Annotated in this window: 15 protein-coding genes and 1 other annotated feature; all 15 genes read right to left on the reverse strand. The window is 37.7% G+C overall.

All coding sequences use genetic code 11. The features are described from left to right. Positions 1 to 37: 37 nt before the first annotated feature. Positions 38 to 3,601, reverse strand: a complete 3,564-nt coding sequence (rpoB, locus tag ABE048_RS11460) for a DNA-directed RNA polymerase subunit beta (protein WP_430311406.1) — start codon at positions 3,599 to 3,601, stop codon at positions 38 to 40. 237 nt (positions 3,602 to 3,838) lie between these two features. Beyond that, positions 3,839 to 4,438 (reverse strand): class I SAM-dependent methyltransferase, encoded by a 600-nt coding sequence (locus tag ABE048_RS11465; RefSeq protein WP_430311407.1) that lies wholly within the window; start codon positions 4,436 to 4,438, stop codon positions 3,839 to 3,841. Between the two features lie 80 nt (positions 4,439 to 4,518). Then, positions 4,519 to 4,878, reverse strand: coding sequence for a 50S ribosomal protein L7/L12 (gene rplL / locus ABE048_RS11470; RefSeq protein ID WP_397536584.1), 360 nt, complete (start codon positions 4,876 to 4,878; stop codon positions 4,519 to 4,521). Between the two features lie 77 nt (positions 4,879 to 4,955). Then, positions 4,956 to 5,456 carry a 50S ribosomal protein L10 gene (gene rplJ, locus ABE048_RS11475; RefSeq protein ID WP_430311408.1) on the reverse strand — a complete coding sequence of 167 codons (501 nt, stop codon included), beginning with the start codon at positions 5,454 to 5,456 and terminating at the stop codon, positions 4,956 to 4,958. Positions 5,457 to 5,488: 32 nt separating this feature from the next. Then, positions 5,489 to 5,634, reverse strand: a sequence feature (ribosomal protein L10 leader region). Positions 5,635 to 5,680: 46 nt separating this feature from the next. Beyond that, the gene (gene rplA / locus ABE048_RS11480) at positions 5,681 to 6,382 is read right to left on the reverse strand and encodes a 50S ribosomal protein L1 (protein ID WP_430311409.1); all 702 of its coding nucleotides are present in this window, start codon (positions 6,380 to 6,382) and stop codon (positions 5,681 to 5,683) included. Positions 6,383 to 6,510: 128 nt separating this feature from the next. Then, positions 6,511 to 6,936 (reverse strand): 50S ribosomal protein L11, encoded by a 426-nt coding sequence (rplK, locus tag ABE048_RS11485; RefSeq protein WP_146013888.1) that lies wholly within the window; start codon positions 6,934 to 6,936, stop codon positions 6,511 to 6,513. Between the two features lie 178 nt (positions 6,937 to 7,114). Next, on the reverse strand, positions 7,115 to 7,648 hold the full coding sequence (gene nusG, locus ABE048_RS11490) for a transcription termination/antitermination protein NusG (protein ID WP_430311410.1): 534 nt from the start codon (positions 7,646 to 7,648) through the stop codon (positions 7,115 to 7,117). 100 nt (positions 7,649 to 7,748) lie between these two features. After that, positions 7,749 to 7,934: a preprotein translocase subunit SecE gene (gene secE, locus ABE048_RS11495; protein ID WP_430311411.1), complete on the reverse strand. Its 186-nt coding sequence runs from the start codon at positions 7,932 to 7,934 to the stop codon at positions 7,749 to 7,751. A 45-nt stretch (positions 7,935 to 7,979) separates the two neighbouring features. Further along, positions 7,980 to 8,126, reverse strand: coding sequence for a 50S ribosomal protein L33 (gene rpmG / locus ABE048_RS11500; protein WP_430311412.1), 147 nt, complete (start codon positions 8,124 to 8,126; stop codon positions 7,980 to 7,982). Between the two features lie 85 nt (positions 8,127 to 8,211). After that, entirely contained in the window at positions 8,212 to 8,853 is a 642-nt protein-coding gene (gene sigH, locus ABE048_RS11505) for an RNA polymerase sporulation sigma factor SigH (protein ID WP_430311413.1), read from the reverse strand. Positions 8,854 to 8,914: 61 nt separating this feature from the next. Continuing rightward, positions 8,915 to 9,433, reverse strand: a complete 519-nt coding sequence (locus tag ABE048_RS11510) for an NYN domain-containing protein (RefSeq protein WP_430311414.1) — start codon at positions 9,431 to 9,433, stop codon at positions 8,915 to 8,917. Between the two features lie 11 nt (positions 9,434 to 9,444). After that, a complete protein-coding gene (rlmB, locus tag ABE048_RS11515) occupies positions 9,445 to 10,191 on the reverse strand; it encodes a 23S rRNA (guanosine(2251)-2'-O)-methyltransferase RlmB (protein ID WP_430311415.1) in 747 nt (248 codons plus the stop codon). Then, complete coding sequence (locus ABE048_RS11520) at positions 10,191 to 10,613, reverse strand: Mini-ribonuclease 3 (protein WP_430311416.1); 423 nt, start codon at positions 10,611 to 10,613, stop codon at positions 10,191 to 10,193. The genes rlmB and ABE048_RS11520 overlap by 1 nt, the downstream gene beginning before the upstream one ends. Before the next feature lie 4 nt (positions 10,614 to 10,617). Then, the gene (gene cysS / locus ABE048_RS11525) at positions 10,618 to 12,018 is read right to left on the reverse strand and encodes a cysteine--tRNA ligase (RefSeq protein WP_430311417.1); all 1,401 of its coding nucleotides are present in this window, start codon (positions 12,016 to 12,018) and stop codon (positions 10,618 to 10,620) included. Between the two features lie 6 nt (positions 12,019 to 12,024). Continuing rightward, positions 12,025 to 12,672 carry a serine O-acetyltransferase EpsC gene (gene epsC / locus ABE048_RS11530; RefSeq protein ID WP_430311418.1) on the reverse strand — a complete coding sequence of 216 codons (648 nt, stop codon included), beginning with the start codon at positions 12,670 to 12,672 and terminating at the stop codon, positions 12,025 to 12,027. Positions 12,673 to 12,692 lie beyond the last annotated feature (20 nt).

Genomic DNA, 12,692 nt, shown 5'->3' on the forward strand with positions numbered 1-12,692 from the left:
ATGGTCCTGTCCAACATCCCAATACTGTTAAAATAAATTATTCAGGCGATCCTACTGATGCTTCTTCATTGGCGTTTGAAGTGATATTGAATGAATCGTTAGGTTGAAGATCTTCATCTTCTTCACTATCACGTAATTCAATTTCTTCATCATTGATTGTTAGCATTTTCACATCTAATCCTAAAGATTGAAGTTCTTTAATTAATACTTTGAAAGATTCAGGAACGCCTGGTTCAGGAACGCTTTCGCCTTTAACGATAGCTTCGTAAGTTTTAACACGACCTACAACATCATCAGATTTAACTGTTAAGATTTCTTGAAGTGTATATGCTGCACCATATGCTTCAAGAGCCCAAACTTCCATTTCACCAAAACGTTGTCCACCGAATTGCGCTTTACCACCAAGAGGTTGTTGCGTAACTAGTGAGTAAGGACCTGTAGAACGAGCGTGAAGTTTATCATCAACCATGTGAGCAAGTTTGATCATATACATAACCCCAACTGATACACGGTTGTCTAACGGTTCACCTGTACGGCCATCATAAAGGGTTGTTTTACCGTCACGATTCATGCCGGCTTCTTCCATTGTTTTCCATACATCTTCATCAGAGGCACCATCAAATACTGGCGTTGCCATGTGAACACCTAAGTAACGAGCAGCCATACCTAAATGCAACTCTAATACTTGTCCGATGTTCATACGAGATGGTACACCTAACGGGTTTAACATGATGTCAACTGGAGTACCATCTGGAAGGAACGGCATATCTTCTTCCGGTAAGATACGTGAAATTACCCCTTTGTTACCGTGACGACCGGCCATTTTGTCCCCAACGCGGATTTTACGTTTTTGAACAATGTAGACACGAACCATTTGGTTAACACCTGGAGATAATTCATCGCCATCTTCACGGTTGAAGACTTTGACATCAAGTACGATACCGCCTGCACCGTGAGGAACACGTAATGACGTATCACGAACTTCACGAGCTTTTTCACCGAAGATTGCATGTAATAAACGTTCTTCTGCAGTAAGTTCAGTTACGCCTTTAGGAGTTACTTTACCAACTAAGATATCGCCATCATTTACTTCGGCACCGATACGGATAATACCACGTTCATCAAGGTTACGTAATGCTTCTTCACCGACATTTGGAATATCACGAGTGATTTCTTCAGGTCCGAGTTTCGTATCACGAGCTTCTGATTCGTATTCTTCGATATGAACAGAAGTATAAACGTCATTTTTCACAAGGCGTTCGTTCATGATTACAGCATCTTCATAGTTATATCCATTCCAAGTCATGAATGCTACGACTACGTTACGGCCAAGTGCTAATTCTCCACATTCCATTGAAGGACCATCTGCAAGAATATCACGAGGTTGAACACGTTCTCCAACTTCCACTAATGGACGTTGGTTGTAACTTGTACCTTGGTTAGAACGTACAAATTTTTGTAATTTATATTTTGTTAAATCGCCTTTTACTTCTTTTCCGTCGATTTCTTCGATACGACGTACGTGGATTGAACGTGCTTCTACGTGTTCAACAATACCTGCATATTTTGCAACTACTGCTGCACCTGAGTCACGAGCATCTACGTGTTCCATACCAGTACCAACGAATGGAGCTTCTGGGTTTAACAAAGGAACAGCTTGACGTTGCATGTTGGCACCCATTAGAGCACGGTTAGAGTCATCGTTTTCTAAGAATGGAATACACGCTGTCGCTGCAGATACTACTTGTTTTGGTGATACGTCCATGTAGTCAACTGTATCACGTTTGAATACAGAGTTATCTCCACGGAAACGACCAACAACTTCTTCTTCAGTGAACGAGCCATCTGGATTTAATAAAGAGTTTGCTTGAGCTACTACATAGTTATCTTCTTCGTCTGCAGTTAAATAATCAATGTGATCAGTTAATCGACCTGTTTCAGGATCAACACGACGGTATGGTGTTTCGATAAAGCCGAATTTGTTTACTTTTGCATAACTTGAAAGTGAGTTAATCAAACCAATGTTTGGACCTTCAGGCGTTTCAATCGGACACATACGACCATAGTGAGAATAGTGAACGTCACGTACTTCGAAACCAGCACGTTCACGTGTTAAACCACCAGGTCCTAGTGCTGATAGACGACGTTTGTGAGTTAATTCTGCCAATGGGTTTGTTTGGTCCATGAATTGTGATAATTGAGAGCTACCGAAGAATTCTTTAATAGCTGCAATTACTGGACGGATATTAATTAATTGTTGTGGCACAATAGACGCTGTGTCGTTAATAGACATACGTTCACGTACGACACGTTCCATACGAGAAAGACCGATACGGAATTGATTTTGTAGAAGTTCACCTACAGAACGTAGACGACGGTTACCTAAGTGGTCGATATCGTCTGTGTCACCAACTCCATATAGTAAGTTAAAGAAATAAGACACAGATGCTACTACGTCAGCAGGAGTGATGTGTTTCACTTCTTCTTCAACATAAGCGTTACTGATTACTTTAATTTCTTTTTGTGCTTCGTCATTAGGAGCATAGATTTTAATCTCTTGAATTTGAATATCGCCTTCTAGAACGCCACCCACTTTAGAAACAGTTTTAAAACCAACACCATTTTCTAAATATGGAATTAAACGATCTAATACTCGACGGTCAATTAATGTACCAGCTTCAACTAAAATTTCGCCTGTTTCAGGATCTGCTAATGTTTCAGCAATTGTTTGATTGAATAGACGGTTTTTAATGTGAAGTTTTTTGTTCATTTTGTAACGACCAACGTTTGCTAAATCATAACGTTTTGGATCGAAGAAACGTGAATACAACAGATTTTTTGCACTTTCTACTGTTGGTGGTTCACCAGGACGTAGACGTTCATAGATTTCTAATAATGCTTTTTCTGTGCTTTCAGTGTTGTCTTTTTCCAATGTGTTACGTAAGAACTCATTATCACCGATTAATTCGATGATTTCTTGGTCAGATGCGAAGCCTAACGCACGTAAAAGCACTGTGATTGGTAGTTTACGTGTACGGTCGATACGAACATAGACAACGTCTTTTGCGTCTGTTTCGTATTCAAGCCAAGCTCCACGGTTAGGAATAACTGTAGCGCCAAAACCTTTTTTACCGTTTTTATCTGTTTTATCGTGATAGTATACACTTGGTGATCTTACTAATTGCGAAACAATAACACGTTCCGCACCGTTAATAATGAAAGTACCAGTTTCTGTCATGAGTGGGAAGTCCCCCATGAATACTTCTTGTTCTTTCACTTCTTCTGTTTCTTTGTTAAGCAGACGAACTTTTACACGTAGTGGTGCAGCATAAGTCACGTCACGTTGTTTACATTCATCGACATCATATTTCGGTTCTCCGAGACTGTAGTCGACGAATTCTAGTGATAGATTTCCTGTAAAGTCTTCAATTGGTGAAATATCACGGAACATTTCACGTAATCCTTCTTCAAGAAACCACTCGTTAGATGCGCTTTGAATCTCAATAAGATTCGGAAGTTCTAGCACCTCTTTAATACGCGCAAAGCTTCTACGCTGGCGGTGTTGTCCGTACTGAACTAGTTGACCTGTCAACTCATTCACCCCTCAATAAAGCGATAATAGGTCTTTCAGAAACCATGTAAATGTTGTATGATTACGAAAGACAAAAAAGAAAACGAGTTCGTTGATGAGCTCATTTTCGATTAACCAAAGTTAAATTCGAAAGCTCCTGCTATTTACATTTATAGCCAATAGGCATACGCCTTCAAATTAATATTTTTGCATTGTATTATATTATCACAGCGTTTTTGTCAAGTCAATCTATAAGTATTGACAAATTTATTTTGTTGCTTTGATAATCCAATATCCTTTTCTCTTTTCTACTATTTCCACTTCTGAAAATTTTAATTCCAAATGTTCTACAGTAGATGGTGCGCCTTGTTTCTTCTGAATTACAATCCACAATTCACCTGAATCCACTAATTTCTCATACGCTTCGTCATAGAATCTAAAAATAGTACTTTTACCAGCACGAATTGGAGGATTTGTCAAAACAACAGCGACTTGTTCTTCTTGAACAGATGAAAGTGCATCACTTTCATAAATCTGCACATTTTGAACCCCGTTTAATTCAGCGTTCTTTTTTGCTAGATTGACTGCTCGCTCATTGACATCCATCATTTGAATCATACGGTTTGGATAGCTTTTCGCAATGGACAATCCAATCGGGCCATATCCACACCCTACATCTAAAATACATCCTTCAACAGCCGGCATCTCAAAACTATCAATTAATACACGGGAACCAAAATCTACTTCGCTTTTACTGAAGACTCCTGCATCTGTTTCAAAAACAAATGAAAATCCTCGAAGATTAAAATTCCATCTATGTGGGTTACTTTCTACTTGTGGCTTATTTGAATAATAATGTTCTGACAAGAATAATGCCCTCCATCATCTATAGATAAAGAAAAAGCTCGTCAAAAAATGACGAGCTTTTTAGAATCAATCAGCAGAAATTATTTAACTTCTACAGATGCGCCAACTTCTTCAAGTTTAGCTTTGATTTCTTCAGCTTCTTCTTTAGAAGCGCCTTCTTTAAGAGCTTTAGGAGCGTTATCTACAACTTCTTTAGCTTCTTTAAGACCTAAACCAGTGATTTCACGAACCACTTTGATTACTTTAATTTTTTGATCGCCAGCAGAAGCTAAAATAACATCAAAATCTGTTTTTTCTTCTGCAGCTGCAGCAGCGCCACCAGCAACTGCTACAGGAGCAGCAGCAGTAACACCGAATTCTTCTTCGATTGCTTTTACTAAATCGTTTAATTCAAGAACTGTCATAGCTTTAACAGCTTCTAAGATTTGCTCATTGTTCATTATATTTTCCTCCTATACGGAATGTAAGTTTTTTAGTTTGGTATTATGATACCTTGAAGATTAAGCTACACTTAAAATTAAGCGCCTTGTTCTTCTTTTTGTTCTGCAACAGCTTTTGTTACAAGAGCTAAGTTGCGCATTGGAGCTTGAAGTACTGATAATAGCATAGATAGTAAACCTTCGCGAGATGGAAGTTCTGCCAATGCTTTAACTTCTTCAACACTTGCATAAGCGCCTTCGATAAGACCAGCTTTAATTTCTAGTTGTTCATTAGCTTTCGCAAAATCATTGATAATACGCGCAGGAGCAATTACATCTTCATTTGAGAATGCGATTGCGTTTGGACCAGTAAGAACTTCGTTAAGTTCTTCATGACCTGCTGCTTCAGCAGCGCGACGAACTAAAGTGTTTTTGTATACTTTAAATTCTACACCAGCTTCACGTAATTGTTTACGTAGTTCAGTAACTTGAGATACTGTAAGACCACGGTAGTCAACTACTACTACTGATGCTGCACTTTTAAACTTGTCAGCGATTTCTTGAACAACAGCTTGTTTAGCTTCAACTGCTTTGTTCATCTTGACACCTCCTATAAGAATGGGTCATTTATACCAACAAAAGAAAAGCCTCTTGCCATTAGTAGACAAGAGGCGGAATTTCATCATCTTAAAGTAAGAGTCTGAGTTCCTTTGTCCTCGGTAGGATGATTAAGCGATTACTCGCCCCTACGGTCTACGGTACAAATGGATGATTCACAACGCTATAAATCATAGCAAATGATAATAGGTTTGTCAACCAAAAATTATTTTGCTGCTGTAGCAGATAGTGGATCAACTTTAATAGATGGTCCCATTGTAGTAGTTACATGAAGAGATTTAATGTAAGTACCTTTTGCAGCAGCAGGTTTTGCTTTGATGATTACGTCAACAAGAGTTGATAAGTTTTCAGCTAATTTGTCAGCTTCGAATGAAACTTTACCAATTGGAGCATGAACAATACCAGCTTTGTCAGCACGGTATTCAACTTTACCAGCTTTGATTTCGTTTACTGCTTTAGTTACATCGAAAGTAACTGTACCAGTTTTAGGGTTTGGCATTAAGCCTTTAGGTCCTAATACACGACCTAGTTTACCAACTTCACCCATCATGTCTGGAGTTGCAACGATTACATCGAAGTCGAACCAGCCTTGTTGGATTTTTTGGATATATTCTGCATCGCCTACGTAATCAGCACCAGCTGCTTCAGCTTCTTTAATTTTCTCACCTTTAGCGAAAACTAAAACGCGTTGAGTTTTACCAGTACCGTTTGGAAGCACAACTGCTCCACGGATTTGTTGGTCATTTTTACGAGTATCGATGTTTAAGTTAAATGCTACTTCAACTGTTGCGTCAAAGTTAACAGTGCTTGTTTTTTTAGCAAGTTCAGCTGCTTCAGCTACTGTGTATTGTTGGTTACGATCAACTAATTTAGCTGCATCTTGCAATTTTTTACCTTTATTAGCCATTTTATATTTCCTCCTTGATTGTGGTTGTAACGGATTAAACCTCCCACGAATAAAGGCTGCGAGTTTCAAATATCACTATAAGAAACATTCGCAACCTCCAAAAAACAATACTTTATCAAGTAATGGGATTAGTCTTCGATCACAATACCCATGCTACGTGCAGTACCTTCTACCATTGACATAGCAGCTTCTACTGATGCTGCGTTTAAGTCTGGCATTTTAGTTTCAGCGATTTCGCGTACTTTATCGCGTTTCACTGTAGCTACTTTTTTACGGTTTGGTTCACCTGAACCAGATTTAATACCAGCTGCTACTTTAAGTAACACTGCTGCCGGTGGAGTTTTTGTAATGAATGTGAATGAACGATCTTCAAATACAGAAATCTCAACTGGAATAATCAAACCTGCTTGGTCCGCAGTACGAGCGTTGAATTCTTTACAGAATCCCATGATGTTAACACCTGCTTGACCCAATGCAGGACCTACCGGTGGCGCTGGATTTGCTTTACCAGCTGGGATTTGAAGTTTTACAACTTTAACAACTTTTTTAGCCACGAGACACACCTCCTTAAGTCCGTGATGTGGTAATTGGGTTTCCCCTCCCACTCAATATCTGTCTGTCGGCTTAATCCGATAACATTAAAGATTACTATGCCATAACATGTGATATATTTACACAGTATGACCTATGAAATAATAACACTTTTTAAAATGCAAGGCAAGTACCTTACATTTAAACTTTTAGAACTTGATCAAAATCTAGTTCCATTTTTGTTTCACGGCCGAACATATCAACTGTTACACTGATTTTACCTTTATCAGCGATTATTTCATTTACAATCCCTTGGAAATGAGCAAAAGGCCCTTCTAGAACTTCTACTAAGTCACCTACGCTAAAGTCTAGATCAACACTTTCTTCGTTTCCACCCATTTGTTGTAGAATTGCTTCTACTTCTTCAGGTAATAGCGGTGTCGGTTTTACCCCGCCACCTGAAGAACCGATGAATCCAGTAACACCTGGTGTATTACGAACAACATACCAAGCATCATCTGTCATAACTAGTTCTACTAGAACATAGCCCGGGAATGTTTTACGCATATATGTTTTTTTACGACCATCTTTAACTTCAGTTTCTTGTTCTTCCGGAATAATAACTCGGAAGATTTTATCTTGCATCCCCATTGTTTCAACACGTTTTTCTAGGTTTGCTTTAACTTTGTTTTCATAACCTGAATAAGTATGAACAACATACCAATTTTTTTCCATAATAGATAGGACTATTCGTCCTTCCCTCCCTTTCTAAAAGGCAAAATGAAAAAACCCGTAACAACACACGGGCAATTTCAAACATATTAACTTAATTAAATCACAACTCTAAGTACCAACGCAATAATTTCGAAATACCCAAATCTACTACCATGAAAAACGCAGCCATGATTACCAATGTTGAAATAACAATCATTGTATATTTCGTTAATTCTTTACGTTTCGGCCAACTTGTTTTTCTCATTTCTGATAGAACGCCGCGGAAAAATTCACCTATCTTACCCATTCAACCAAACCTCCGAATATAATCATATATACATAACGAATTGTATTATTTAGTTTGTTTATGTAATGTATGCTCATTACAATGAGAACAATATTTTTTTAATTCCATTCTTTTTGTACTATCTTTAGCTGCAGGCAACTGATAATTTCTTGCCCCGCATTTTTCACAACTTAGTGCGACTTTTTGTGCCATAGTATCACCTTTTACACATTTATCCTTTTAAATCCTAACACCTATTATACAAGCTGTCAACTAACCCCTCTACGCTATTAAGCTACTATTCTACCTCTAAATGCCGTTCTAATTTTCGCTTAATACGTTGCAATGCATTGTCAATTGATTTTACATGTCGGTCTAATCTTGCAGAAATTTCTTGATAAGAGCAGCCTTCTAGATAAAAGGCTAATACTTGACGTTCTAAATCACTTAGCACTTCACCAATTTTTTCTTCTAGGTGGTTAAATTCTTCACGATGAATTACTAATTTTTCAGGATCATCGATAGTCGCTCCTGTAAGCATGTCCATCAAAGTTTTAGCTGACTCCTCTTCAAAGACTGGCTTATCTAATGAAACATATGAATTAAGCGGAATATGCTTTTGTCTTGTAGCTGTTTTGATAGCAGTAATAATTTGGCGTTTAATGCAAAGTTCCGCAAATGCTTTGAAAGAAGCTAATTTATCACCTTTAAAATCTCGGATTGCTTTATACAATCCAATCATACCTTCTTGCACAATATCTTCTTTATCAGCACCAATTAAAAAATAGGACTTCACTTTTAAGCGCACAAATGGCTTGTATTTGTTGATCAGAAAATCCAACGATTCTGTATCACCGTGACGTGCCATTTCAACTAATTGCTCATCAGTCAAATCTTCTAATTGTTGATGCTTGACGTGTAAATGATCACTCGTTAACAAAGTATCACCCCGATTGCGCTAGCCTATTTAGAATCAGTATACCGGAATTGGAAAATAACAGTCAATCACTCAATTTAATTCCCCTTCGCATTTGTTCGAATTTTTCCATAACTTCAGCTGATAACGGAATTTTAGAACTCGGCTTTTGAAACTGTATATTTTTCACTTTTTGCGAAATTTGATTACGCACATTTTGCATTTCTATTTCAAATTCGCGTGCTGATTTTCTTAATGCACCGTTTCCAAATATGACGCTTTGCTCAGCCATATCTGAAGTGGCTACATAGATTTTGTTGCGTTTAGTTGTTAGTTCAGCTGTTAGCTTTTCAATACGATCATCCGCAGTTTCTTTTGCCCTTGTATAGATGATTTCAACATTATGTTGCTTCACCTTTGTTGCAACACCTGGAACGAGATACGCATCAAAAACAACGATGATGCGCATTCCCGAATAGGCTTGATAGTCTGCCATTAACTCTATCAGTCGATCTCTCGCATCTATTAGCTTATGTTCTTTTAAAGTTTGTAATTCCTTCCACGCACCAATAATGTTATAGCCATCAACTAAGAGTATATTCATCGGCAGCTACCTTAAACTTCTTGGCGTTTACGGAACACTTCATACATCAACAACGATGCTGCTACCGAAGCATTTAACGATGTTACATGACCAACCATAGGCAAATTATATAGGAAATCACATTTTTCTTTGAGAATGCGACTCATACCACGCCCTTCACTTCCGATAATAATGGCTAATGGTAATGTTGCGTCCATTTTACGATAGTCGGCCGATCCTTTAGCATCTGTTCCTGCAATCCAAACTCCACGTTCTTTTAATTCTTCAACAGTTTGCGATAAGTTATTTACACGTACTGTTGGAATATATTCTATAGCACCTGTGGAAGCTTTTGCTACAACAGCTGTTAAACTAACTGAACGACGTTTAGGTATGATAATACCGTGTGCACCGACTGCGTCTGCCGTTCTCATAATAGACCCCAAATTATGTGGATCCTCTAATTCATCTAAGATGATAAAGAATGGATCCTCAGCACGTTCTTCAGCTACTTTAAAAAGATCTTCAAGTTCTGCATAGTTATAAGCAGCAACAGAAGCGACAATGCCTTGATGATTTTCTGAAGATAATTGGTCCACTTTTTTCTTAGGTACAAATTGCACGATTATTCCACGTTCTCTCGCTAAATCAAGCAACTCATTAACTCCGCTTTTCTTAACTCCCTCAGCTATCCAAATTTTGTTAATATCTCTAGCAGATCGAAGTGCCTCTAAAACTGGGTTTTTTCCAGCAATTATTTCTTTTAATTGTTCTGTCATTATTTTTTTGACACCTCTTCCTTATTTTCAATCATATTTATCGCATAGTGGATAATATCATCGACGCGTTCCTTTTGCCCAGTTAAATATAAAAAGCCAAGAACTGCTTCAAATGCTGAACTATATTTATATGTTTGGACGTCTGTGTTCTTAGGAACAGAACCTGATTTAGCATTACGACCACGTTTCAAAACAGCCATCTCTTCTTCAGTAAAGTACTCTTCATCAATCATTTGATGAATAACTTTTGATTGTGCCTTTGCAGAAACATAATGCGTCGCCTCACGGTGAAGAATATTTGGCTTCACGCGACCTACTCTAAGTAGATGCTCACGGATCGCAATTTCTAATACAGCATCCCCCATATAAGCTAAAGCGAGTGCATTTAATTGTTTTACATCTGTATTACGAAGTTCTCCCACTTCATTAACCTCGTTTCCATCGAACGCCTTGGCGTGTATCTTCCAAAATAATGTTCATTTCTTTTAGTTGATCACGAATCTCATCAGAGCGTTTAAAATCACGATTTTTTCTTGCTTGTTGACGTTCTTCGATTAATGCATCGATTTCTTCGTCTAACAGTTCTTCTTTTACTTCAAGTTCAATACCTAAAACGTTTGAAAGTTCTTTAAGTGTATTGATAAATGTTGTTAAAATTTCTTCATTTGTGTTAGTTTCATTCAAATATTTATTTGCTTCAGAAGATAAACTGAATAGAACAGCAATTGCATTTGCAGTATTAAAATCATCATCCATCGCTATGTCAAAGTTTTGACGTTCTTGCCCTATTGCATCTAACCAAGACTGCTCTTTTTCTCCTAGATTAGCAGTAGCATTTATGCGGTGTTTTAAGTTGTTGTAAGAAGTACGGATACGTTCTAAACCAGCAGCTGCTGATTCAACTAAATCTTGAGCAAAATTAATTGGATGACGATAATGAACTGACAGCATGAAGAAACGTAACACTTGCGGATCAATTTGTTGAATAATATCATGTACTAAAATGAAATTCCCTAGTGATTTAGACATTTTTTCATTGTCAATATTAATATAACCATTATGCATCCAATAGCGTGCAAAAGTTTTATCTGTATATGCTTCTGATTGAGCGATTTCATTTTCATGGTGAGGGAATGTCAAATCTTGACCACCTGCATGAATATCAATAGTATCACCAAAATGATTGTGTACCATTACAGAACATTCAATATGCCAACCTGGACGGCCATCTCCCCATGGACTATGCCAGAAGATTTCCCCTGGTTTTGCAGCTTTCCAAAGGGCAAAATCTAAAGCATCTTCTTTCTTTTCCCCAGCTTCAATACGAGCACCGATTTTCAAATCATCTACAGATTGATGTGACAATTTACCGTAATTTTTAAATTTACGAGTACGGTAATAAACATCTCCTTGAGATTCATAAGCATAGCCTTTTTCAATTAAAACACTGATAAACTCGATAATTTCATTCATATGATCAGTTACACGAGGATGTGCATCCGCTTTTTGGCATCCTAGCGCTGTAATATCTTCAAAATAAGCGTTAATAAAACGTTCCGTTAGTTCTGAAACTTCTTCACCTAACTCATTTGCAGCTTTAATAATTTTATCATCCACGTCAGTGAAGTTTGAAACATAAGTAACTTCGTAGCCACGGTATGTTAAATAACGACGGACTGTATCATAAACGATGACAGGACGTGAATTACCTATATGAATGTAGTTATAGACAGTCGGGCCACACACATACATTTTGACCTTACCTTCTTCAAGAGGTACAAACGGTTCCTTTTCACGTGATAATGAGTTAAAAATTTGAATACCCATGGGGGATTATCTCTCCTTTTTGCTATTCACAAGTTCTTTATATAAATCATTTATTTTTTGTTCCATTTGTTGACAACGATCCTCTACTGGATCAGGAATATTTTGATGATCTAATTTTTGTTCATGGTTTACACGTACACCATCTTGAATTACGACTTTACCTGGGATACCAACAACCGTTGCATTTGGCGGTACAGGTTTCAAAACAACCGACCCTGCACCAATTTTGCTATTCTCTCCAATTGTAATAGAGCCAAGTACTTTTGCACCAGTAGCAACTAAAACATTATCTTCTAATGTCGGATGGCGTTTGCCTTTTTCTTTCCCTGTTCCACCCAATGTCACACCTTGATACAGAGTAACGTTATTTCCGATTTCACATGTTTCTCCAATGACGACGCCCATACCATGGTCAATAAAAAAGCGGCGACCAATTTTAGCCCCAGGGTGAATTTCAATACCTGTAAAGAATCGACTGATTTGTGAAACAGATCTTGCTATAAAATAAAATTTACGTTTATACAAAGCATGTGCAATTCTATGTGACCATATAGCATGTAACCCTGAATAAGTTAATACAACTTCTAGTGTACTTCGAGCCGCTGGATCATTTTCAAAGATTGTTGCAATGTCTTCTCTCATTCTTTTAAACATTTTAATGCCCCTCCCCTTTT

The sequence above is a fragment of the Rummeliibacillus pycnus genome (genome assembly GCF_050459865.1).
In the GTDB taxonomy this organism is placed as follows: Bacteria; Bacillota; Bacilli; order Bacillales_A; family Planococcaceae; genus Rummeliibacillus; species Rummeliibacillus pycnus_B.

Bases quoted from the DNA above. Each gene is read 5' to 3' on its own strand.
- nusG (WP_430311410.1), bottom strand. From the start codon at position 7,648: ATGGAAAAAAATTGGTATGTTGTTCATACTTATTCAGGTTATGAAAAC.
- cysS (WP_430311417.1), bottom strand. From the start codon at position 12,018: ATGGGTATTCAAATTTTTAACTCATTATCACGTGAAAAGGAACCGTTT.
- epsC (WP_430311418.1), bottom strand. From the start codon at position 12,672: ATGTTTAAAAGAATGAGAGAAGACATTGCAACAATCTTTGAAAATGAT.
- rpmG (WP_430311412.1), bottom strand. From the start codon at position 8,126: ATGGCACAAAAAGTCGCACTAAGTTGTGAAAAATGCGGGGCAAGAAAT.
- rplA (WP_430311409.1), bottom strand. From the start codon at position 6,382: ATGGCTAATAAAGGTAAAAAATTGCAAGATGCAGCTAAATTAGTTGAT.
- rplJ (WP_430311408.1), bottom strand. From the start codon at position 5,456: ATGAACAAAGCAGTTGAAGCTAAACAAGCTGTTGTTCAAGAAATCGCT.
- ABE048_RS11510 (WP_430311414.1), bottom strand. From the start codon at position 9,433: ATGAATATACTCTTAGTTGATGGCTATAACATTATTGGTGCGTGGAAG.
- secE (WP_430311411.1), bottom strand. From the start codon at position 7,934: ATGGGTAAGATAGGTGAATTTTTCCGCGGCGTTCTATCAGAAATGAGA.
- rlmB (WP_430311415.1), bottom strand. From the start codon at position 10,191: ATGACAGAACAATTAAAAGAAATAATTGCTGGAAAAAACCCAGTTTTA.
- rplL (WP_397536584.1), bottom strand. From the start codon at position 4,878: ATGAACAATGAGCAAATCTTAGAAGCTGTTAAAGCTATGACAGTTCTT.